The sequence below is a fragment of the Flavobacterium sp. genome (genome assembly GCF_044341265.1).
Taxonomy (GTDB): domain Bacteria; phylum Bacteroidota; class Bacteroidia; order Flavobacteriales; family Flavobacteriaceae; genus Flavobacterium.
Genome location: NZ_JBIISA010000009.1, coordinates 39,175 through 60,431 on the forward strand (window position 1 = coordinate 39,175; position 21,257 = coordinate 60,431).

Below are 21,257 nucleotides of genomic sequence, written 5' to 3' on the forward strand. Positions count from 1 at the left end.
GAAATGAAAAGAAGAGATTTTATTCAAAAAACAGTAGCAAGTTCAGCTTTACTAAGTTTGACAGGACTTTCTTTAAGTAGTTTTAAAAGTAACGATTTAAAACACATTACAATTTTACACACAAATGATGTTCACAGTTATATCGATCCATTTCCTGCAGATCATCCAAGAAACCCAAATATGGGTGGCGTTGCAAGAAGAGCTTCACTTATCGAAACTATTCGTAAAGAAAACCCAAATGTATTATTACTAGATGCAGGAGATATTTTTCAAGGAACTCCTTACTTTAATTATTATGGAGGTGAATTAGAGTTCAAATTAATGAGCATGATGGGTTATGATGTCGCAACATTAGGAAACCACGACTTTGATAATGGAATTGATGGTTTCTATGCTCAATTACATAATGCTAAATTTGATTTTGTATCTGCTAATTATGATTTCAAAAACACTATCCTTGATGGTCATGTAAAACCTTATAAAATCAAAACGATTGATGGTATAAAAATTGGGATTTTCGGACTTGGTGTTGAACTAGAAGGATTGGTAGACAAAAAGAATTACAAAGAAACTGTATATAATAATCCGATAGAAGTGGCTACAGATATGGCTAGAATTCTAAAACAAGAGGAGAAATGCGATTTAGTAATTTGCCTTTCTCATATAGGATTTAAATACAAAGAAGATCCTAATAAAGTTTGCGATATTTTATTAGCAAAACAAACAAAAGATATTGACTTAATCATTGGTGGACACACTCACACTTTTCTTGACAAACCAATTATTGAGAAAAATAGTGAAGGAAAGCAAGTATTGATTAATCAAGTTGGTTGCTATGGCTTGAATTTAGGTAGAATAGATTTCTATTTATCTAATGATAAAGAACTTCAATCTCAAGGTAAATCAATAGTTGTCTGATTTTTTTCAGAAATAACTACAAACTGATAAAACATATAAAAAGCAAGGATATTCAAGGTCATTGCTAATGGTCGAAGTATGTAAGAATGTGAATCTACCATATAATACTTTTCAATATAAATTACCAATTGTAAACCTAAAAACAACAATACACTTATTAATAAATAAGAGTTTTGTTTACTGTCATTCATGACATAAGAAGAAATTGCAACGCCTCCTAAAACTGCTGCAATAAGATTATGGAAAAAGATTAAATAATAAGAATTTTCAGGAACATCTGAGGCAGCAAAAAGATAGAAAAATATAAATCCTAGTGGTAAAGTAGCCAAGAAAAAAGGAATATAATCTTTAATTTTTATAATTCTAAAAATTAATATCAGTAAAAATATTCTATGAATTGTATAGGTAATAACTCCATAAAAAAGAGAGTCTGCTGTATTAGGAATAAATAGAAGATTGGTTAGCAAAGAAAAAAACATTATCACATAAAACAATTTGCAATTGCTCTTTGAAGTATAAAAATACAAAACCATTAATAGTATAGGTATTAATGGTTTTGTAATGAAAATTATTGGTTCGTAAGAAAAAGTTTCTGCTATAACTTCAACAATAGCATTGAAGAAATAAAAGAATGAAATAATTTTAATTATATTATTTTTAACACTTAAACTCATTTAGTAAAATTAAGAAAAAAATTATTAAAAATACAACAAAAAGAATTTTTATTTTTGATTAATTATAAAAAAGTTTTCTTTTTCTGATAATATCATAAAATTTAATAGCGAAAAATGTCCTAAAATAAAAAATACCATTGACATTGGTTTCAAAAATGGCAAATCTAAATAATAGAATTTAACTCCTAAAATCAAAATATTAAAAGTATAAAAAATTGCACTAACCAAAAGCAGTTTACTTGTCTTGTCATTTTTCATAATATAATTTCCTAGTGCAATTCCTCCCATAAATGACATGCTTATACTATGAAAAATTGTAATAATGAAAACTTGAAAACTTATCTCTTCAAAAATTAAAAAATTCAAATAGATAAACATAAAAATAAATGGAATTGTTCCAATAACAAACGGAAACAATGTGGGCAATTTTACTTCTTTATACACTTTTAAAAGAATAAATAGCCTACTAATAATAAACAACACAGAAGCAGCAGTTACATAGTTAATAGCTTCTGATAAGAATAACACATTTGATATCCAATTCAAAAAAAGCGCAAAAATATATACACTGGATACTTTGCTTGATCTAATTAGATATAAACTTAAAAGTAAAGGCAATAAAATTGGTTTGGAAATAGCAATCCATAATTTATTTTCCAAAAATTCGGACACAATTTCAATTATTGCTAAAAGAAAAAATAACAATAATAATTTTTTATATACGTAAGACTTATTAATTGCGAGAGATATCATTGATTATTATAAGATAATTTTTCTCTATTAATAATAGAATTTACAAAAAATAAATAGGAAAAAATTTGACATGAAAAATGAATTGAATCGAAAATTAACAACTTAGCCTGAAAATTGTAAAGTATATAAAAAACATCCGATATTAATACACAAAAAACACACAAAAGTAAATACAAATTGGAAGTAGTAACTTTATTAATGATTTTATATGAAGCTAAAAATGAAATTAAAAATAACGCTATTCCATAGATTGCAATTTTCAATTGTAAACCTTCAGTAAATTTAAAAATATCAACAACAGTATGCCATAAATATCCTAAAAAAAGACTCACAATTAACATTGATATTAAGTTGAAAACTGTTGGTCTAAATTTTTCAATCCTTTTTAACATTATAAAAATTAATAAAATATTACATATAAAAAAAGGTATAATTAAATATTGAATCTCATCTTTAAAATCAAAAATCCCAATAGAATCTCCTATAAAATTAAAAAAAAGATACGCACAAGATAAAAAATCTACTTTCTTTACATTTCCAATATAGTAAAAAAACAAAACAGGAATTAGCATCGATTTTGAAAACAATTTCAAACCATAAAGCTCAAAAAAGTTAGCAAAAATTGCAACAAAACATAAAATTAAATATCCAATTAAGGCAATTCTATCAATTTTCATTTATCATTTGTATAAAATCGTCTTCCGATATTATGGAAATCCCGAGTTGATTTGCTTTTTCTAATTTGGCAGGTCCCATATTATCTCCTGCAACCACAAAATCAGTTTTTGCAGAAATTGAACTTCCTACTTTTCCTCCATTATCCTCTATGGCTTTCTTTAAGTCATCTCGAGAAAATTTTTCAAAGACTCCTGAAACTACAAAGGTTTTTCCAGAAAGTTTTACTGTTGCATTAGGATTAAATTTTTCAATTATTTCAAATTGAACTCCAAAAGATTTGAGTCGTTCAATAATAGTTCTGTTTTCTTGATTTTCAAAAAACTCTATAACACTTTGAGCAATTCTATCTCCTATTTCATCAACTAAAATTAAATCCATTACAGAAGCTTGACTCAAAGCATCTATAGTTTTATAGTGTTTCGCTAATTTCTTAGCAACAGTTTCTCCAACATATCTTATTCCTAAAGCAAACAAAACTCTTTCAAAAGGAATCTCTTTTGACTTTTCAATTCCATTTACAAGATTTTCAGCACTTTTTTGCGCCATTCTTTCTAATGGAATTACATCTTCTACTTTCAATTCATACAAATCGGAATAATCTTTTACTAATCCATTATTGAATAATAAAGCTACAGTTTCGCCACCTAGACCTTCAATATCCATAGCTTTTCTAGAAATGTAGTGCTGAATTCTTCCGATAATTTGAGGTGGACAACCATAGAAATTTGGACAATAATGTTGTGCCTCGCCTTCTTTTCTAATCAATTCCGTTTGACATTCTGGACAATGGGTAATATATTTCGTTGGTTCAACCTCTGTTCCTCTTTTGGCAACACCAATAATTTTCGGAATGATTTCGCCTCCTTTTTCAACAAAAACTTCATCGCCTACTCTAATGTCTAATTTTTCAATTTGATCTGCATTGTGTAAGGAAGCTCTTTTTACAATTGTTCCTGCCAATTGCACAGGTTCTAAATTAGCAACTGGAGTTATCGCTCCTGTTCGCCCAACTTGATAGGAAATTGAGTTTAAAGTTGTAGTAACTTGCTCTGATTTAAACTTGTAAGCAATTGCCCAACGAGGAGATTTTGCAGTATAACCTAATTCATTTTGATGATTAAAATCGTTGACTTTTATTACAACGCCATCGGTTTCATAAGGTAAATCGTGACGATGTACATCCCAATAGTTAATAAATTCAAAAACTTCATCAAGGTTATTCGCCAATTTTGATTGCGTTGGAACTTTGAAACCCCAATTTCTAGCGGTTTCTAATCCTTTAAATTGCGTATCAAAAGGCAAATTATTACCTGTAATAAAATATAACAAGCAATCTAATGGACGTTTAGCAACTTCGGCACTATCTTGTAACTTTAAACTACCTGAAGCCGTATTTCTTGGATTTGAATAAGGAGTCTCACCAATATCAATCAATTCCTGATTCATTTTTTCAAATCCTTCAAAAGGAAGAATAATCTCTCCTCTAATATCAAATTTAGATGGAAAATTCCCTTTCAATTGCAATGGAATAGATTTTATAGTTTTGATATTATTAGTAACATCATCACCCTGAAAACCATCACCGCGAGTAACCGCTTTGGAAAGTTTTCCATTTTCATAAGTTATAGAAATAGATGCACCATCATATTTTAACTCACAAGTATATTGTAAATCTACATTTCCTAAAACCTTTTGAATTTTGGTTTCCCAATCCTGTAAATCTTCTTTAGAATAAGAATTATCTAACGAATACATTCTATTTTCGTGAATAACAGTTTGAAAATTCTTTGTAATTGTTCCACCAACTCGTTGTGAAGGCGAATTTTCTTCAAAAAACTCAGGATGTTGAGCTTCTAAATCTTGTAACTCCTTTAATTTTTGATCAAATTCAAAATCAGAAATAGTTGCATTATCAAGCACATAGTAATTGTGATTGTGCAAGTTAAGTTCTTCGCGTAAGTCTTGAATTTTTTTAAGAATGTCCATAAAACCAAAAAATATATTTCTTCACTAAAGTAGGTAAATATTTCTAAATTCAGGAAATTATGATTGAATTATAGTATTAATTTGAACATATAATTGTCCGTCACTCAAAATCGCACCTTGAGTAATTAAATCAAATATTGATTCTTTTCTTTCGGCATCATAATTCTTTTTTCCAACATGAATTTCTACAACATCGGTGAATAGATTTTCACTTAGCCATTGTAAACCATCTTTAGTAAGAAAGTCGACATCTGGTACTAATGATTTTATTACCATTGAGTCAATATAGTCTTCTTGACAATGAAAAAGGAAAATATGGTTTTTAGAAAAATGTTCTAAAAACTGAGAATTAGACAAAACACCTTCCCAAATTAAATCAGAGAAAACGTCTAATTCTTGTTCGGCAACTTCGGGTTTGTTCGCTTTAATTTCGTCCCATTCTTTTTTATCAATAGATTGAGAAGCAAGAAAATTTGCAAATTCTTGATGCAAAGCTTCAAATTGTTCTTTGGTTAATCTTTTGTATTTCAATTGAAAAAGTTTAAGTGTTTATAAGTTTAAAAGTTAAAAACTTATTTATAAAAAAAATCCCGACTTTCATCGGGATTTAGATTGTTTGTAGTGAGCTGTTAAACTTCAGCTACGATTTCGTATGGTAATTCAACAACTACATCTCTGTGTAATCTTACAGAAGCAGTGTATTTTCCAGTTCTTTTTACAGTTCCACTAGTGATAAATTTTCTATCAACAGGTTGACCAGCAGCTTCTAATGCAGCAGCGATATCAATATTGGTTACAGAACCAAATAATTTTTCACCACCAGCTTTTGAAGTAATTTTAATCTCTAAAGCTTTTAATGCATCTGCAATTTTAGTAGCATCTGCAACAACTTTAGCTTCTTTGTGAGCTTTTTGCTTTAAGTTTTCAGCTAATACTTTCTTTGCAGAAGGTGTAGCTAATTGAGCAAATCCTTGTGGAATTAAGTAATTACGACCGTATCCAGCTTTTACTGTAACGATATCATCTTTAAATCCTACGTTTTGAACGTCTTGTTTTAATATAAGTTCCATGTTGTTGTCCTTATTATAGAAGTTAGGTTTCCTTTATTGGAAAACCAACAACTGTTGATTTTAAATTATTTTAATAAATCTGCTACATATGGCATTAAAGCTAAGTGACGAGCTCTTTTTACAGCTACTGACACTTTTCTTTGATACTTCAATGAAGTTCCTGTTAAACGTCTTGGTAAAATTTTACCTTGCTCGTTAACGAATTTTAATAAGAAATCTGCATCTTTATAATCGATGTATTTGATTCCAGATTTTTTGAAACGACAATACTTTTTAGTTTTGTTAGTTTCTATGTTCAAAGGCGTTAAATATCTGATATCTCCGTCTTTTTTTCCTGAAGCTGATTGTTGTAATGTTGCCATGATTAAGCTTTTGCTACTTTAAGTTTTTCTCTTCTTCTCTCTGCCCATGAAATTGCATGTTTGTCTAAACTTACTGTTAAGAAACGCATGATACGTTCGTCACGTCTAAATTCAGTTTCAAAAGCAATTAATACTTCTGGAGCTACTTGGAATTCAAATAAATGGTAAAAACCACTTTTTTTGTTTTGGATTTCGTAAGCTAATTTTTTTAAGCCCCAATCCTCTTTTGATACCATCTTTGCTCCTCTACTTGTAAGAAAATCTTCAAATTTGCTTACTGTTTCCTTTACCTGAACATCAGATAAAACGGGATTTAAGATGAAAACAGTTTCGTAATGATTCATAATAAATATGTTTTAATTATATAAAATTGGGTGCAAAGGTAGAAATAAATATTAGTTTAACAACTCAAAAACATAAAATATCGCCTAAATGCAAAAAAATACTGCTTAAAAGCAAAAAAAATCGATAAACGTTATTTTCTTTAAAAAAAAGTACTATATTTGTCTCACCAAATCTATAATAATACTGAATTATGAAATTAAATTGTGTAGTAGTCGATGACAGTTCTCTACAGAGGATGGTCATTGCAAAGTTAGTAAATAATCATCCGAATCTACAATTAGTGGGTGATTTTTCTAATGCAATTGAAGCAAAAAATTGTATGACGGTGCATACCGTTGACCTAATCTTTTTAGATGTAGAGATGCCTGTAATTAGCGGTTTTGATTTTATTGATGGTTTAAAAGTTAAACCTCAAGTAATTTTCATTACTTCTAAAGCTGAGTATGCCTTGAAAGCATTTGATTATGATGCAACAGATTATTTGCAAAAACCAATTGTACTAGAGCGTTTCAATGCTTCTGTAAAAAGAGCATTAGACCATTATATGTTACGTCAAGACAATCATGACGATGAAGGTGATCACATCTTTATTAAGAGTAATCTTAAAAAGTTGAAAGTTTTTACCAATAAAATCAAATGGATTGAAGCTTACGGCGATTATGTAAAAGTTGTTACAGAAGAAGATACAAACCTTGTTCTATCAACTATGAAATCTTTTGAAAAAGACTTATCTAAAGATAAATTTATTAGAGTTCACAAATCGTATATCATTAATATCGACAAAGTAGAACGTTTCAATAGTAAATTTGCTGAAATTGGAGTTACTAAAATTCCATTAAGTCGTAATAAGAAAGAAGATTTAATAAGAGCTTTAGCAATTGCTTAATAAAAATCTACGTTTGCAGTAACTTTTATAGTTCTGTATTGCGGAATAACATCAAAACTATTCAGAATTTTCTGGATAGTTTTTTTTGTGTTTGGAATGGACACATTTTGAGGAATCTTAACCATAATAGTACGAAAATATTCATTACGAATACGGTTAATCCCTGGCTCTTCTGGACCTAAAACTGGTAGTTGCAAATGTTGCTGCATCACTTGATACAACCACATCGAACCTTCTTTTAATTTGTCAAAATCTTTGTGCTTCAACGTCAACTTTATCAAACGGAAATAAGGTGGATACTTATAAATCTGACGCTCATACAATTGCTCTTTATACATTCCAACATAATCATTGTGAGTTACTTCCTGAATAATATTATGATTCACATTGTACGTTTGAATAATAACTTTTCCACGTTTATCTGAACGACCTGCACGACCAGAAACTTGTGTCATCATTTGAAAACTTCTTTCAAAAGCTCTAAAATCAGGATGATATAACATTGTGTCAGCGTTCATAATTCCTACTAACGACACATTATCAAAATCTAATCCTTTAGCAAGCATTTGGGTTCCAACCAAAATATCAATTTCACGATTTTTAAAACTATCAATTAATTTTTCAAAACTGTATTTTCCACGAGTGGTGTCTTGATCCATTCGTTTGATGTTTTTTGTTGGAAATAATTCGGCTAATTCTAATTCAATTTGCTCTGTACCAAAACCTTTAGCAGAGATATCTACACTTGAACAAGCGTGGCAATTAGTTGGTTTTGCAATGGAATAACCACAATAATGACATCGCAATTGATTTTTAAATTTATGATACGTCAAACTCACATTGCAACTAGTACATTGCGGAATATGACCACAAGTCATACATTCTAAAACCGGAGAAAAACCTCGTCGATTTTGAAATAAAATGATTTGTTCACCCAAACTCAAAGCTTCCGTTATGGCTTCAATTAGCGTCAAACTGAAATGACCTTTCATTCGTTTTTTGAAGTAATTTTCTTTTAAATCTACCAATTCAACTTCGGGTAAAGGTGCTTTTCCGAAACGTTCAGAAATTGAAATCATTCCGAATTTTCCTGATTGCGCGTTGAAATACGTTTCAATACTTGGCGTTGCTGAACCTAATAAAACCTTAGCTTTTTGTGAATTTGCTAAAACAATTGCGGCATCACGCGCATGATATCTTGGTGCAGGATCTTGTTGCTTAAAAGTTTGTTCGTGTTCTTCATCAATGATTATCAATCCTAAATTGGAAAAAGGTAAAAACAAAGACGACCTTGCTCCTATTACGATTTTAGCTTTTTCTGAATTTTCCAGAACTTGATTCCAAACTTCAACACGTTCATTATTAGAATATTTAGAATGGAAAACAGCAACTTGATTTCCGAAATGCGCCGTTAAACGAGAAACCAATTGCGTGGTCAAAGCAATTTCGGGAAGTAAGTACAAAACCTGTTTGCCTTGAGCGATATATTCTTCTATTAATTTGGTATAAATTTCGGTTTTTCCTGATGAAGTAACACCATGAAGTAGCGAGACATCTTTCGAAAGAAAACTCTCTTTAATTTCTGCAAAGGCCTTTTGTTGTGCTTCACTTAAAACTAAATTATTTTCAATTTTATTTTTATCAAAATTGACTCTGTCTTCTTGAATGTAATATTCTTCAAAAATATTTTTATCTATCAAAGTTTTAATTGTAGTAGAAGTTGACTGCGAAATTTCGGTTAATTGCTTTACCGAAATTGGCTTTTTTTCTTGTGCATTTAACTGAAAATAATGCATCAGAACTTCCTTTTGCTTTGCTCCTTTTAAAGAATCTAACAACGAAATCAGACTTTCATCAGAAGTATAATCTTCATGTAAACGAATGTATCTAATTAGCTTTGGTTTGTATTCTTCTTGAAGTTCTTCTTGAAGTGAAAGCACATTTTTATTAAGCAATTTCTGAACTATAGGAAAAATATTCTTCTTGTTCAAAATTGCACTGATATCCTGAACTTTTAATGAACTTTGATGTTGAAGTGCTTCAAAAATTAGAAATTCATCATCGGATAATTCGGATTCATTTACATTGAAATCTTTCTTTTGGGAAATTATAGTTTCGCTTTCTAAAATAAAAGCTGATGGCATTGCACCTCGAAAAACGTCACCAAGATTACACATATAATACGTCGCAATCCATTGCCAATGCAGAATTTGAAATTCATTTACAATTGGTTTTTCATCTAAAATTTGATGAATTTCTTTGGCTTCGTATAATGTTGGTGGAATTTGGTGCAAATCTAAAACCAATCCTGTATAGATTTTACTTTTCCCAAATGGAACCGCAGCACGCATTCCGATTTTGATGTAATTGTACTCGGCTTCCGAAACGCTGTAGGTGAACGTTTTGGGTAAAGAAAGCGGTAAAATTACTTCAATGAAATGCATTTTTTAGAATAAAGAGAATAGAAAATAGATGAAAGAGACTAAAACTAACTAACTTTTCACTCGTTTCCAATATTGGGTTCTTCCTAAAAGAGAAATTCCAATATAACCCCGAACTTTTAGTTTGTCATTGCCTTCCAATGTGATATAACATTTGTATAGCTTACCGTTTTTTGGATCTAAAATTTTTCCACCACTATATTCTTCGCCATCTTTAGTCAATCCTTTGATAAAAATCAAGCCCATAATTGGTTTATCTTTATCTGTTCCTTGACATAATGTACATTTTTTGAATCGATGTTCAGCTTCTAAAATTTCAACGATTCTTCCGTAGATTTTTCCGTCTACTTCATAGATTTCTACAATGCTCTTTTCTTTACCAGTTTCATCATCAATAGTTTTCCATTTTCCTAAAACAGATTGACTTTGCACTATTTGAAAAAACAAAACAAAAAGTAAAACTAAACTATTCTTGAGTTTGAACATTTTTAACGTCTTCATAACTGGATTCATTTTTTAATTGTGATTTTTTATTATTGACTTATGACTTAATATATTAATTTGAACTATTTTCTGCTTCTAATTCGAGTGCTTTTTCTCTTTTCAGTTTTTGAATTAAGGCATTCAATTCGAATCCTAATAAAAGAATCATACAATTAATCCAAATGTAAAACATTACTACTAAAAGTGTCCCAATAGAACCATAAAGTTCATTGTATTTTGAGAATTTTACTACCCAAATTCCGAAGACATAGGAAGATAAAATGATTAAAATTGTTGTAAAAACCGAACCTATTGAAATAAAGGCACGTTTGCCATTTCTTTTAATTCCGAATTTAAAGAGCAATGAAGTTGTGATTAGAATCATCAGAATTAAGAAAATATAACGACTCATTTCAATTATTGGAATATTTTCTGAAAGTACATCTTGAATTTTAGTTTTTTGAATTAAAACCTCAAAGATTACGATTGTTGCAACAGTAATTATCAATAGTAAAGAAAGTAAAATTGACATTCCGAGCGAAACAAAATATTGTCTAAAAAAGGCACGTTTTAAAGTGATATGCTGTGAGTTTTCAAATCCTCCTAATATTGCGTTTACACCATTAGTCATTAATAAAATAGCCATTACAACCCCAGTCGAAATTAATCCTGAATTACTATTATGAAGAATATCATCTATAATTTTTGATATTGCATCATAAGTTGTTGGTGGAACGCCATCTTTAACAAATCCGAGGAAATCTTCTTGAAAACCTTCAATTGGAATGTACGGAATCAAATTCAGAATAAACAAAGCAAAAGGAAACAACGCCATAAAGAAACTGAAGGCAATTGCAGCAGCACGATAAGACAAAGCGCCTTCTATAATTCCTGTAATGTATAACTCTAAAAGTTCATATAACGACAACCCATGTAGCCAAGGCAATTTGATTGAATTACCAAAAGCTATAAGTTGCTTAATTACTGGAAAACCTTTTATTTTTTCTTCGAGAGTCATTTTTTTAGATTGCTTTTAAGCTTAAATCCATGTTATAAACAGAATGTGTCAAAGCACCAGATGAAATGTAATTCACTCCACACTCAGCATATTGACGAATGGTATTTTCATTGATGTTTCCTGATGATTCAGTTAAACATTTTGTTCCAATTAATTCGACAGCTTTTTTGGTATCATCAAAATTAAAATTGTCGATTAAAATTCTATAAACCCCATCGTTTTGCAAAATTTCTTTTATTTCATCAAGATTTCTAGCTTCAACTATAATTTTTAAATCTTTATTGTTGGCTTTTAGATATTCTTTTGTTTTGTTGATTGCTTTTGTAATTCCACCAGCAAAATCGTTGTGATTGTCTTTTAGCATTACCATATCGTACAAAGCAAATCGGTGATTTTCACCTCCACCAATTTTTACAGCCCATTTTTCACAAGCTCTAAAACCTGGCGTTGTTTTTCTTGTGTCGAGAACTTTTGTATTTGTTCCTTCCAGCAAATCAACATATTTTCTTGTTTTAGTTGCAATCGCACTCATTCTTTGCATCGAATTCAACACTAATCGTTCTGCTTTTAAAATTGATTGCGAACTTCCCGAAACATGGAAAACTACGTCGCCATATTTCACTGTTGAACCATCATTGATAAACGTTTCTACTTTCATGTTGGCATCAACATAATTGAAAACCATTTTAGCAAACTCTACTCCGGCAATAATTCCATTGTCTTTTACTAATAGTTTAGCTTTTCCTTGTGCATCAGCCGGAATACATGCTAGTGAAGAATGATCGCCATCGCCAACATCTTCTCGAATGGCATTTTGTATAATTAATTGGAGTTCGTTTTGAATTTGTGCTTCTGAAATCATAATCTAAATTTGAATGGCTAAAATAATTAAAAATGTTGATTTGCGTTATGATATAAATCTGAAATTATAAATAGATTAACTAAAAATATTCAATTACATTTTTTTATACATTTGATAGCCTTTAATAACTTCAAAAACTCATGAAGAATAGTAATTATTTTATACTTTCTCTTTACATTCTTCTGCTGATTAACGGCTGCAAATCTATTGTCACAAAGCAAATTAAAAAAAACAGCATTGTCGAAGAAGTTGAAGCAAAAATTCCACCATTTGAATATAGAAGATCTGAACAAGATTCTATTTTATTGAAACGTTTTTTAGGTCATTACAAAGATATTTATAATAAAGACTCAACACAGTTAAATTATTATAGTGCCGAAATATTTTACGAAAAAGATTCCATTTTTAAAGTTATAAATCTTTATGGAGAGTATGTTGGAGCAACCTATAATCCAGTTGCTGAAAGTCATATTGTTTATAGAAATAACTTGTATAAGGAATATATTAGTGGCGAAACCTTTAGAATTGATAAATTATCGCCTTCTAAATACCTTTTATATACCGATGATTATAATAGATTATCAAGTAATTTTCATTTTTATAACGTAACATTTAACAACGATTCTATAGTAATTGAAGAAACTAGAGAACACAAAAATTTCATTTATAGTTTTATTGACAAGAAAAAAGAATCAATGGATAACTATCTTGAAGAGATAAAAAATTCAAGAAAATTGGAAAAAAATGAACTTTATCAACTTGGAATAGATTCTACAAAAGTTGAAGTCAATGAAAAATATTACAGATCACCTGATGCCTTTTTATCTAGAGAAAATCCATACTATTATGGCTCGATTTATTATCGTCAAAAATATGGTGATGAAACTATGAAAGTGCTTCAATTCAATCATAATGACACTATAAAAGAAATTACTTTAGGAATAGTTGGAGGTGATTCTGATAGTTATAAAATGACTTCAGAGTTTGTAAACGATTCAATTTTCATTCAATCACTTGTTAATCAAGAAACTATTGTAGACACCAATGATACAATGGGATATGCATTTGACTCTATTGTGACAAAATTCAAATACAATGAAAGATTTGAATTAGATACCTTTATTAAAGACACTTTTAAATATAAAAAATACCAATTCAAAAAATATGGTGCTCCAGCAGAAAATCATATTTATTATAGTAAGCCAATCAAAATCAATAATCTTGAATGTTATTGGGAGACTAAAGTCGAAATTACTTTTGATGACAATAAAAAACCTTTAAAAGCCAAAAATATTACACGAAAATTAATCAATAGTAAAACTAGAAAGACTCTTTTGATTTCTCAACCAGACATGATTATTCGTGATGAAAAGAGTTTATTCTATTCGTCATCTGATGATTTTAAAGATTTCAATTTTGATGGATATGCAGATTTTTCAATTTATAACTCTACAAGTTCAGGAGCTAGTCATGCATTTTATGACAACTATCTATTCAATCCTAAGACTAAGAAATTTGATTACAGCAAAAAACTATCTGGTTCAGAAATAACTGTCGATAACAAATTAAGAACCATAACTTTATACTACAATATGGGAAGGTCTTATCATGTTGAACATATCATCCATTATGATTTAAAAGGTAAAATTCTATTTGAAGAAAAATTCATTGAAGAATTATTAAAAGAAAAAAACGCAGACGAATATTACTATTTGAAAACGTATCAAAAAATTAAAAAAAATAAAATTATTTTGAAAGAAATAGAAAAAGAAAAAATCTGAGCAGATAAAACTGTAATTCTTACAAATATTTACTACATTTACTTATTAGCAATATTAAAACCATAAATCATGGCAAAAAGTCAAGACGCAAAGAAAACCGTAAAAAAGGAACCTCTTAAAACGGCGAAAGAGAAAAAAGAAGAAAAAAGAATTAAGAAAAACACTCCGAAAAGAGATTAAATAGAAAAGGCACAAATTTTAAAGTTTGTGCCTTTTAATTTTTGAAATTTATATTAAAATTTATATTCAGTTCCAATGAATATTCCGCTAATGCTTACATCTCCCATTCCCATGGAATATTTTGCATTTATTCCGAAATCCTCTGAAATTTCATAAGTAGCACCAAAATCTAAATTTAGTTTAAATTGATCTTCTGTTGCATCAAGATAATAATTCAAACTTGGTCCAGCTAAAACACCAAATTTTTCAGAAACAGAATATTTTCCTAAGATAGGAACACTCAAAAAATTGAAATCTGTAATAGCTACAAACAAAAGTTCTGGTTGCACAGAAAAAGATTCTGAAACTCCAATATTTGCAAATCCACCTGCAAAGTATCCTGTTTCACTTGCTGTTGCAGTTGTTCCTCCAATTTTTACTTTAACTGTTGCTATGTCAACACCAGCTTTTGCACCAAAAGTTGTTTCTTGTGCATTTGAATAAAAAATTGTTCCTAATAAAATTGCTGTAAAAAATAATTTTTTCATCATGAAAATATTTAAAGATTAGTATGATGTAAAACTATTTTACTTTGAAAAAACATGAAATACGTATAAAATCGTATTTTAAACTTCATCAGGAAATATCTTTCCAGGATTTAAAATATTGTTTGGGTCAAAGACATATTTAATGCGTTCCATTAATTCTAAATGAACTTTTGAAAAAGCAATATCCATAAAGTTTTTTTGAACAAAACCAATTCCGTGTTCGCCAGAAAGTGTTCCTTTTAGAGCAACAGTTAATTCAAATATTTCACGAATTCCTTTAGGCACTTCTTTCTCCCAATTTTCATCATTCATTTCACCTTTAATGATATTTACATGCAAATTTCCATCACCTGCATGACCATAACAAACCGATTTGAATCCGTATTTATTTCCTATTTTTTTGATTCCGTTTAATAATTCAGGTAACACATATCTAGGAACAACAGTATCTTCTTCTTTATAAATTGAATTCGATTTTACTGCTTCAGCAACAGAACGTCTCATTTTCCAAAGTGCATTTTTTTGATCTTCAGTATCAGCAAATAAAACCTCATCTATTTCAAATTGTTCCACAACTGACATAATTTTTTCAGCTTCCGAAAAAAGAATTTCTGGATAATTTCCGTCAACTTCAATCAATAAATGTGCTTGAACATTGTCTTTGACAGTGATGTTGATATTGTCATTGTATTTCAATGTCCAATCAATGGCATCGCGTTCCATAAACTCTAAAGCACTTGGAATAATTCCGGCTCTAAAAATGGCAGAAACGGCTTCACACGCTTGACTTGCTTTGAAAAAAGGAACCAACATTAAAACATTATGTGTGTTTTGAGGAAGAAGTTTGAGTACAATTTTAGTAATAACACCCAAAGTACCTTCACTACCAACCATTAGTTGAGTAAGATTATATCCTGTAGAATTTTTTAAGGTATTTGCACCTGTCCAGATGATCTCTCCGTTGGGTAAAACTACTTCCAAGTTTATTACATAATCCTTAGTAACACCATATTTAACGGCACGAGCACCACCAGAATTTTCAGCAACATTTCCTCCAATCCAGCAACTTCCTTGACTACTTGGATCGACTGGATAAAACAAACCTTTCTCTGCAACTGCTTCACGTAAAACTTGAGTAATTACTGCAGGCTCGGCAGTAACTTGAAGGTTTTGTTCGTCAATTTCAATTATTTTGTTCAAACGTTCCATTGAAAGCCCAATTCCTTGATAAATAGACAAAGCACCGCCACTCAATCCAGTTCTTGCACCGATTGGTGTTGTTGGAATTTTATATTCGTTGGCAACTTTCAAGATTTCTGAAATTTCCTTAGTATTTGCTGGTTTTAATACAACATTTGGAGGAAAAACATAATCTTCGGTTTCATCGTGACCATAATGATTGCGCGTTTCTATATCGGTAAAAATATAAGACTCACCTACTATAGACGTTAGCTTATTTAATATTTCTGGATTTAATTGCATTTTGTATAAATTGTGAAGTAAAAATAGAAAAAGAAAATAGAATAGAGAATAAAGAAAATAGATTTTTAAAGCTTAATTGCTTTTGAAATTTTTCATTTACAAAATACGACCTCAAACTAGCCTTAATCTATCTTTTTTTTCAAATTTGGTAAAAAATAACAAATGATACCTATTAGTGGAAGGAAAGAACAAACGTGGTAAACGTATTGTATTGAAGTTGCATCGGCAAGTTTTCCAAGTAAAGCTGAGCCTAATGCACCCATTCCGAAGGCAAAACCATAGAATAATCCGGAGACCATTCCGAGTTTTTTGGGAACTAACTCTTGCGCATAAACCAAAATTGCAGGAAAAGCTGAAGAAATGATTATTCCGATTACAACCATTAAAACATCAGTCCAAAATAAATCTACATAAGGTAATGCTAAAGCAAATGGAAATGCTCCAAAAACTGATAACCAAATAACATATTTCCTTCCAATTTTATCGCCTAAAGGTCCACCAAGAATGGTTCCAACTGCATACGAAAACAAGTAAATAAACATGTGAAACTGCGCTTGTTTTATAGTTAACCCAAATTTATCAATGATATAAAATTGATAATAACTTGAAAGACTTGCCGAATAGAAAAACTTTGAAAAAATTACTATTAATAAAATCGCAATAGAAATTTGAACTTTCTTTTTAGGCAGATTGTGCAAATCGATGAAAGGTTGGACTTTATTTTTTCTAAAAACAAGATGTTCTTTGTACCAAAAGGCAATTTTGCTTAAAATAAGTAGTCCTAAAGCGGCAACAATAACAAACCAAAGGATATACTTTTGAGAATTAGGAACAACAATTAAAGCAACCAAAAGTGGTCCAAGAGCCGTTCCGAAGTTGCCTCCTACTTGAAAAATAGATTGTGCCAAACCGCGTTTTCCGCCAGAAGCTAAATTAGAAATTCGAGCCGACTCAGGATGAAAAATAGACGAACCAGTTCCAATTAAAACTACAGAAGCAATTATCCAATAAAAATTATTGGCAAAAGAAATTGAAATGATTCCTGCCATTGAAAAAAGCATTCCATAAATTTGAGAAAATGTTTTGGATTTTTATCGGTGTAATAACCAACCAAAGGTTGAAAAATTGAGGCAGAAAATTGAAAAGCAAAAGTGATTAATCCGATTTGAGAAAATGTTAGATGATAACTTTCCTTAATTATTGGATAAATAGATGGAATAATGGCTTGAATTAAATCGTTGAGCAAGTGAGCAAAACTGATAGAAAACAGAATAGAGTAAACCGTTTTATTAAGTAAATCCTCTTTGTTTAATGTTGCAGATTGATTTTGCACAGTTGTAAATTTTGATACTGCAAAAATACTTTTTTTAACGGCAAAGAAGCAAAATTTTATTGCAAAGTTCATAACGAAAATATTTTACCTAAATTTGTAATAGAAATACCATTACTATTGGAACAATCATCAAAAAAATCGGCTTTATCGGAAAAAGATGGCGTTAATCAACCACAGAGTTTGAGTAATTCTTCGGTTGAAGTAATTAAACAAATGCGAAGAAAACAACCTTCTGCGCAAGAGTTGATTGATGGTATTTTGGCAAAAGATAAAGTAGCTTTAAGTCGAGCCATTACACTCGTAGAAAGTACCAATCCTGAACATTTAGAAAAAGCTAATGCTATAATTCAAGCGTGTTTACCTCATGCCAATAAATCAATACGCATAGGAATTACAGGCGTTCCTGGAGTAGGAAAAAGTACTTTTATAGAAGCTTTTGGAAAACATATCACTTCCTTAGGAAGAAAAGTTGCCGTTTTGGCTGTCGATCCAAGTAGTACCATTTCTCACGGAAGTATTCTTGGTGATAAAACCCGAATGGAAGAATTGGTAAAAGATGAAAATGCATTTATTCGTCCGAGTGCTTCTGGTGAAACACTTGGCGGAGTTGCAAGAAAAACACGTGAAACCATAATTCTTTGTGAAGCCTGCGGATTTGATACAATTATCATTGAAACTGTTGGCGTTGGACAGAGCGAAACTGCTGTTCATAGTATGGTGGATTTCTTTTTACTTTTGAAAATTTCTGGTGCAGGTGATGAATTACAAGGCATAAAACGTGGTATCATGGAAATGGCAGATGCAATTGTAATCAATAAAGCCGATGGTGATAATATTGCAAAAGCTAAATTAGCCAAAACGGAATTCAACAGAGCATTACATTTATTCCCAGCAAAGCAAAGTGGATGGATTCCAACTGCGGCAACTTGTAGTTCTTATACCAAAGAAGGAATTGATGAGGTCTGGAAAACCATTTCAGATTATTTCGAATTGGTAAAAACGAATCATTATTTTCAAGAAAAACGTCAAAATCAGAACCAATTTTGGATGATGGAAACTATAAATGAGCAATTAAAATCAAACTTCTACAATCATCCAGAAATTATTAAACAATTAGAAGAAAACAAAAAAGCAGTGCAAAACGATGAAATTTCACCCTTTGCAGCTGCTATGAATTTGTTGAAAAAGTATTTTAGATAATTACTCTTCGTAAGCTTCCATTTCTTTATCGTAGAATTCTCCTGCTAGTGTAATTAAATGTTCCATTTCCGATTCTAATTCGGTTTCGTCTTCTCCTTCTAAATCTTCTAAAAACTCCACTTCATCGTCTTTCAAATTGATTATAAAACGTGGAAAATCTAAATGTATAACGAATATATCATCTGGAAAATCGGAGTTGTCGGCTAGTACAAACTTTGGTAATTGCATAGTATTTATTTTTTAAACTTTAATGTGTCCCCAATTTTCACCGGTTCTTATGCGATATAATTGTTGGGTTGTGATATTGAATTGTTTTGCAATCATCACCAAACGAGTTTTATTGTCTGGTCGTTGCAACATTTTTTTTATTCTTATTACTTGTGTTGAAGTTAACTTAGCTCCATCAGCTTTTTTGTTAAATTCGATAATTCGAGCTTTATTTGCTATTACGTTAGGGTTTTTTGATTGAAAATCAATTTGTTCTCTTCTTGTTGCCCATATCAAATTTTCAACTCTATCATTGTCTTTACTAAAGTCTAAATGTATTACCATGGTTCGTTCTGGATTATCATTTGGAATAAAATATTGAGCTACTAATTTATAAACTAGAAAACCTTTGTCTTTTCGTTTGCCATTTTCTCTAGTTTGATACCTAAAAACTCTGAAACCTTCAGTTATCGCGCATTTTATTTCTCTTCCACTCAAAAAATCATCTGTATAACTAATGATTCTTCCTTGATTGGAAACAGCATATTTCTTTTGCAATGGATGTTCAATAATAATTTGTTTGAACTCTTCTCCTCTATTCAGTTGTATCATTTGAGGTTGATTTTAAACTATCTTTCAAAATTAATGATTTTGTTAGATAATGAAAACGAATGTACAAAAATAATGCAGCTGCTGTTAATCCTGCTAAAAGCCCTAACCAAACACCAACAGCTTTCAAATCAGTATATTCTCCTAAATAATAAGATATTGGAAACCCAATTATCCAATAAGCTACAAACGTAATATACATAGGAATTTTCACATCTTGCAATCCGCGTAAAGCTCCAAGAACCACCACTTGAATTCCATCAGAAATTTGAAAAACAGCTGCAACTAATAATAATTTAGCAGCAATAGTTACAACTTCGGTATTATCAACAAGTTGAACTTGGTCTTTCATATCCATAAATAATGGCGGTAAAATTTGATGAAAAGCTACAAACAATATGGCAAAAACTACTTCAATTATTATGGCTAATAAAAAAATAGAACGAGCAACCACAACCAAATTTCTATAATCTTGTAATCCTTTTTGATTACTAATTCTAATCATTGAAACTACGCTTAATCCCATAGCAAACATAAAGGTCATTGAAGCTAAACTCAAAGCAATTTGATTAGCAGCTTGACTCGTTTTTCCGATGTTTCCACAAAGCCAAATTGCTGCGGTAAATAATACTACTTCGAATAACATTTGCATTGCTGAAGGCAATCCTAGATTTACAATTTTGACAATGGTTGCTTTCTTAATTTCATCAAAACTAAATCCTTTAAAATACTGTTTCAAGCGTTCTTGTTTTGCCAAAATGAAGTGCATAAAAACTACCATCGCAATTCTGGAAATTACAGTTCCAAGAGCGGCGCCAATAATTCCCATTTTTGGAAAAATCCAAATTCCGTAGATTAATAAATAATTGATGATAACGTGAATAATATTTGCTCCAACAATGGCATACATCGAATATTTTGTCATTGACAAACCATCGGCAAACTGCTTGTATCCTTGATAAATTATTAGTGGAACTAACGAAAAAGCTACCCAATCTAAATATGGTTTAGCCAATTCAATCACTTCTTTTGGTTGGTGTAGCATTTCCATAATTGGTTTGGCCAAAACAACCATTCCGAATAATGCGAAACCTAAAATGGTACACAAAAGCATTCCGTGATGAAAAGCCGATCGAATTTTATCGTTATCTTTTTCTGCATCAGCTTCACCAACAATTGTTGTTAAAGCAGTTGAAAACCCTATACCAATTGACATCGCAACAAAAATTAAACTATTTCCAAGTGAAACCGCAGCCAATTCTGTTGAACCCAACTTTCCAACCATAATATTATCGACAATTCCAATCAACGTATGACCAAGCATACCCAAAATTACTGGATAAGCAAGTTGAAGGTTGTAACGAAACTCTTTGGTATATTGAGATAAATTCACGGTGCATTTTTTGAGTGCGCAAAGATAATAGAAAGGAACACAGATTTTAGAAATTTTAGAAATTAATAA

General features: G+C 30.4%; 20 protein-coding genes and 1 pseudogene. 4 read left to right on the top strand and 17 right to left on the bottom strand.

The features are described from left to right. Nucleotides 1-3: 3 nt before the first annotated feature. A complete protein-coding gene (locus ACIQ06_RS06240) occupies nt 4-918 on the top strand; it encodes a metallophosphatase (protein ID WP_344814915.1) in 915 nt (304 codons plus the stop codon). On the opposite strand, the gene ACIQ06_RS06245 is transcribed toward ACIQ06_RS06240, so the two are convergent. From ACIQ06_RS06245 to rpsF, 7 genes are all read right to left on the bottom strand, one after another. Then, complete coding sequence (locus ACIQ06_RS06245) at nt 894-1,592, bottom strand: hypothetical protein (RefSeq protein ID WP_396144557.1); 699 nt, start codon at nt 1,590-1,592, stop codon at nt 894-896. The two genes, ACIQ06_RS06240 and ACIQ06_RS06245, sit on opposite strands and share 25 nt — an antisense overlap. A 48-nt stretch (nt 1,593-1,640) precedes the next feature. Next, a complete protein-coding gene (locus ACIQ06_RS06250; RefSeq protein ID WP_396144559.1) occupies nt 1,641-2,252 on the bottom strand; it encodes a hypothetical protein in 612 nt (203 codons plus the stop codon). 759 nt (nt 2,253-3,011) lie between these two features. Next, nucleotides 3,012-5,009, bottom strand: a complete 1,998-nt coding sequence (gene ligA, locus ACIQ06_RS06255) for an NAD-dependent DNA ligase LigA (RefSeq protein WP_396144561.1) — start codon at nt 5,007-5,009, stop codon at nt 3,012-3,014. A 57-nt stretch (nt 5,010-5,066) separates the two neighbouring features. Continuing rightward, nucleotides 5,067-5,540, bottom strand: coding sequence for a DUF6495 family protein (locus tag ACIQ06_RS06260; protein ID WP_396144563.1), 474 nt, complete (start codon nt 5,538-5,540; stop codon nt 5,067-5,069). Nucleotides 5,541-5,638: 98 nt separating this feature from the next. Then, the gene (gene rplI, locus ACIQ06_RS06265) at nt 5,639-6,079 is read right to left on the bottom strand and encodes a 50S ribosomal protein L9 (protein ID WP_396144565.1); all 441 of its coding nucleotides are present in this window, start codon (nt 6,077-6,079) and stop codon (nt 5,639-5,641) included. Between the two features lie 65 nt (nt 6,080-6,144). Beyond that, the gene (gene rpsR / locus ACIQ06_RS06270; RefSeq protein ID WP_007138295.1) at nt 6,145-6,441 is read right to left on the bottom strand and encodes a 30S ribosomal protein S18; all 297 of its coding nucleotides are present in this window, start codon (nt 6,439-6,441) and stop codon (nt 6,145-6,147) included. Nucleotides 6,442-6,443: 2 nt separating this feature from the next. After that, nucleotides 6,444-6,785: a 30S ribosomal protein S6 gene (rpsF, locus tag ACIQ06_RS06275; protein ID WP_396144571.1), complete on the bottom strand. Its 342-nt coding sequence runs from the start codon at nt 6,783-6,785 to the stop codon at nt 6,444-6,446. A 191-nt stretch (nt 6,786-6,976) separates the two neighbouring features. Between rpsF and ACIQ06_RS06280 the strand changes: the two genes are divergently transcribed. Further along, entirely contained in the window at nt 6,977-7,672 is a 696-nt protein-coding gene (locus tag ACIQ06_RS06280) for a LytR/AlgR family response regulator transcription factor (protein ID WP_396144573.1), read from the top strand. Here ACIQ06_RS06280 and priA read toward each other — a convergent pair. Genes priA through nadC form a run of 4 tightly spaced genes read right to left on the bottom strand, consistent with a single transcriptional unit; the run spans nt 7,669 to nt 12,476 of the window. Continuing rightward, nucleotides 7,669-10,116 (bottom strand): primosomal protein N', encoded by a 2,448-nt coding sequence (gene priA / locus ACIQ06_RS06285; RefSeq protein ID WP_396144575.1) that lies wholly within the window; start codon nt 10,114-10,116, stop codon nt 7,669-7,671. The genes ACIQ06_RS06280 and priA overlap by 4 nt on opposite strands. A 48-nt stretch (nt 10,117-10,164) precedes the next feature. Then, a complete protein-coding gene (locus ACIQ06_RS06290; RefSeq protein WP_396144577.1) occupies nt 10,165-10,626 on the bottom strand; it encodes a DUF2147 domain-containing protein in 462 nt (153 codons plus the stop codon). A 43-nt stretch (nt 10,627-10,669) separates the two neighbouring features. Beyond that, nucleotides 10,670-11,614 (bottom strand): YihY/virulence factor BrkB family protein, encoded by a 945-nt coding sequence (locus ACIQ06_RS06295; RefSeq protein WP_396144579.1) that lies wholly within the window; start codon nt 11,612-11,614, stop codon nt 10,670-10,672. Nucleotides 11,615-11,618: 4 nt separating this feature from the next. Then, on the bottom strand, nt 11,619-12,476 hold the full coding sequence (nadC, locus tag ACIQ06_RS06300; protein WP_396144582.1) for a carboxylating nicotinate-nucleotide diphosphorylase: 858 nt from the start codon (nt 12,474-12,476) through the stop codon (nt 11,619-11,621). Nucleotides 12,477-12,616: 140 nt separating this feature from the next. Between nadC and ACIQ06_RS06305 the strand changes: the two genes are divergently transcribed. Beyond that, a complete protein-coding gene (locus ACIQ06_RS06305; RefSeq protein ID WP_396144584.1) occupies nt 12,617-14,257 on the top strand; it encodes an XAC2610-related protein in 1,641 nt (546 codons plus the stop codon). A 233-nt stretch (nt 14,258-14,490) separates the two neighbouring features. Here ACIQ06_RS06305 and ACIQ06_RS06310 read toward each other — a convergent pair whose 3' ends face one another. The 3 genes and pseudogenes from ACIQ06_RS06310 to ACIQ06_RS06320 form a co-directional block, all read right to left on the bottom strand. Continuing rightward, entirely contained in the window at nt 14,491-14,964 is a 474-nt protein-coding gene (locus ACIQ06_RS06310; RefSeq protein ID WP_396144586.1) for a hypothetical protein, read from the bottom strand. A 78-nt stretch (nt 14,965-15,042) separates the two neighbouring features. Then, nucleotides 15,043-16,446 carry an FAD-binding oxidoreductase gene (locus ACIQ06_RS06315; RefSeq protein WP_396144589.1) on the bottom strand — a complete coding sequence of 468 codons (1,404 nt, stop codon included), beginning with the start codon at nt 16,444-16,446 and terminating at the stop codon, nt 15,043-15,045. 122 nt (nt 16,447-16,568) lie between these two features. Further along, nucleotides 16,569-17,779 (bottom strand): annotated as a pseudogene (locus ACIQ06_RS06320) (MFS transporter). A gap of 117 nt (nt 17,780-17,896) precedes the next feature. On the opposite strand from ACIQ06_RS06320, the gene meaB reads away from it, so the two are divergent. Continuing rightward, the gene (gene meaB, locus ACIQ06_RS06325; RefSeq protein WP_396144592.1) at nt 17,897-18,979 is read left to right on the top strand and encodes a methylmalonyl Co-A mutase-associated GTPase MeaB; all 1,083 of its coding nucleotides are present in this window, start codon (nt 17,897-17,899) and stop codon (nt 18,977-18,979) included. Here meaB and ACIQ06_RS06330 read toward each other — a convergent pair whose 3' ends face one another. Genes ACIQ06_RS06330 through ACIQ06_RS06340 form a run of 3 tightly spaced genes read right to left on the bottom strand, consistent with a single transcriptional unit; the run spans nt 18,980 to nt 21,188 of the window. Next, on the bottom strand, nt 18,980-19,207 hold the full coding sequence (locus ACIQ06_RS06330; RefSeq protein ID WP_298115261.1) for a hypothetical protein: 228 nt from the start codon (nt 19,205-19,207) through the stop codon (nt 18,980-18,982). A gap of 12 nt (nt 19,208-19,219) precedes the next feature. Beyond that, nucleotides 19,220-19,798, bottom strand: coding sequence for a hypothetical protein (locus ACIQ06_RS06335; RefSeq protein ID WP_396144595.1), 579 nt, complete (start codon nt 19,796-19,798; stop codon nt 19,220-19,222). Next, nucleotides 19,782-21,188, bottom strand: coding sequence for an MATE family efflux transporter (locus tag ACIQ06_RS06340; RefSeq protein ID WP_396144597.1), 1,407 nt, complete (start codon nt 21,186-21,188; stop codon nt 19,782-19,784). The genes ACIQ06_RS06335 and ACIQ06_RS06340 overlap by 17 nt, the downstream gene beginning before the upstream one ends. Between the last annotated feature and the right edge of the window lie 69 nt (nt 21,189-21,257).

What these genes read in the sequence shown, in the direction of transcription:
- ACIQ06_RS06330 (WP_298115261.1), bottom strand. Translation starts at nt 19,207, where the DNA reads ATGCAATTACCAAAGTTTGTACTAGCCGACAACTCCGATTTTCCAGAT.
- ACIQ06_RS06295 (WP_396144579.1), bottom strand. Translation starts at nt 11,614, where the DNA reads ATGACTCTCGAAGAAAAAATAAAAGGTTTTCCAGTAATTAAGCAACTT.
- ligA (WP_396144561.1), bottom strand. Translation starts at nt 5,009, where the DNA reads ATGGACATTCTTAAAAAAATTCAAGACTTACGCGAAGAACTTAACTTG.
- priA (WP_396144575.1), bottom strand. Translation starts at nt 10,116, where the DNA reads ATGCATTTCATTGAAGTAATTTTACCGCTTTCTTTACCCAAAACGTTC.
- ACIQ06_RS06315 (WP_396144589.1), bottom strand. Translation starts at nt 16,446, where the DNA reads ATGCAATTAAATCCAGAAATATTAAATAAGCTAACGTCTATAGTAGGT.
- ACIQ06_RS06245 (WP_396144557.1), bottom strand. Translation starts at nt 1,592, where the DNA reads ATGAGTTTAAGTGTTAAAAATAATATAATTAAAATTATTTCATTCTTT.
- rpsR (WP_007138295.1), bottom strand. Translation starts at nt 6,441, where the DNA reads ATGGCAACATTACAACAATCAGCTTCAGGAAAAAAAGACGGAGATATC.
- ACIQ06_RS06280 (WP_396144573.1), top strand. Translation starts at nt 6,977, where the DNA reads ATGAAATTAAATTGTGTAGTAGTCGATGACAGTTCTCTACAGAGGATG.
- ACIQ06_RS06290 (WP_396144577.1), bottom strand. Translation starts at nt 10,626, where the DNA reads ATGAATCCAGTTATGAAGACGTTAAAAATGTTCAAACTCAAGAATAGT.
- rplI (WP_396144565.1), bottom strand. Translation starts at nt 6,079, where the DNA reads ATGGAACTTATATTAAAACAAGACGTTCAAAACGTAGGATTTAAAGAT.
- ACIQ06_RS06305 (WP_396144584.1), top strand. Translation starts at nt 12,617, where the DNA reads ATGAAGAATAGTAATTATTTTATACTTTCTCTTTACATTCTTCTGCTG.
- ACIQ06_RS06240 (WP_344814915.1), top strand. Translation starts at nt 4, where the DNA reads ATGAAAAGAAGAGATTTTATTCAAAAAACAGTAGCAAGTTCAGCTTTA.
- ACIQ06_RS06335 (WP_396144595.1), bottom strand. Translation starts at nt 19,798, where the DNA reads ATGATACAACTGAATAGAGGAGAAGAGTTCAAACAAATTATTATTGAA.
- rpsF (WP_396144571.1), bottom strand. Translation starts at nt 6,785, where the DNA reads ATGAATCATTACGAAACTGTTTTCATCTTAAATCCCGTTTTATCTGAT.
- ACIQ06_RS06310 (WP_396144586.1), bottom strand. Translation starts at nt 14,964, where the DNA reads ATGAAAAAATTATTTTTTACAGCAATTTTATTAGGAACAATTTTTTAT.
- nadC (WP_396144582.1), bottom strand. Translation starts at nt 12,476, where the DNA reads ATGATTTCAGAAGCACAAATTCAAAACGAACTCCAATTAATTATACAA.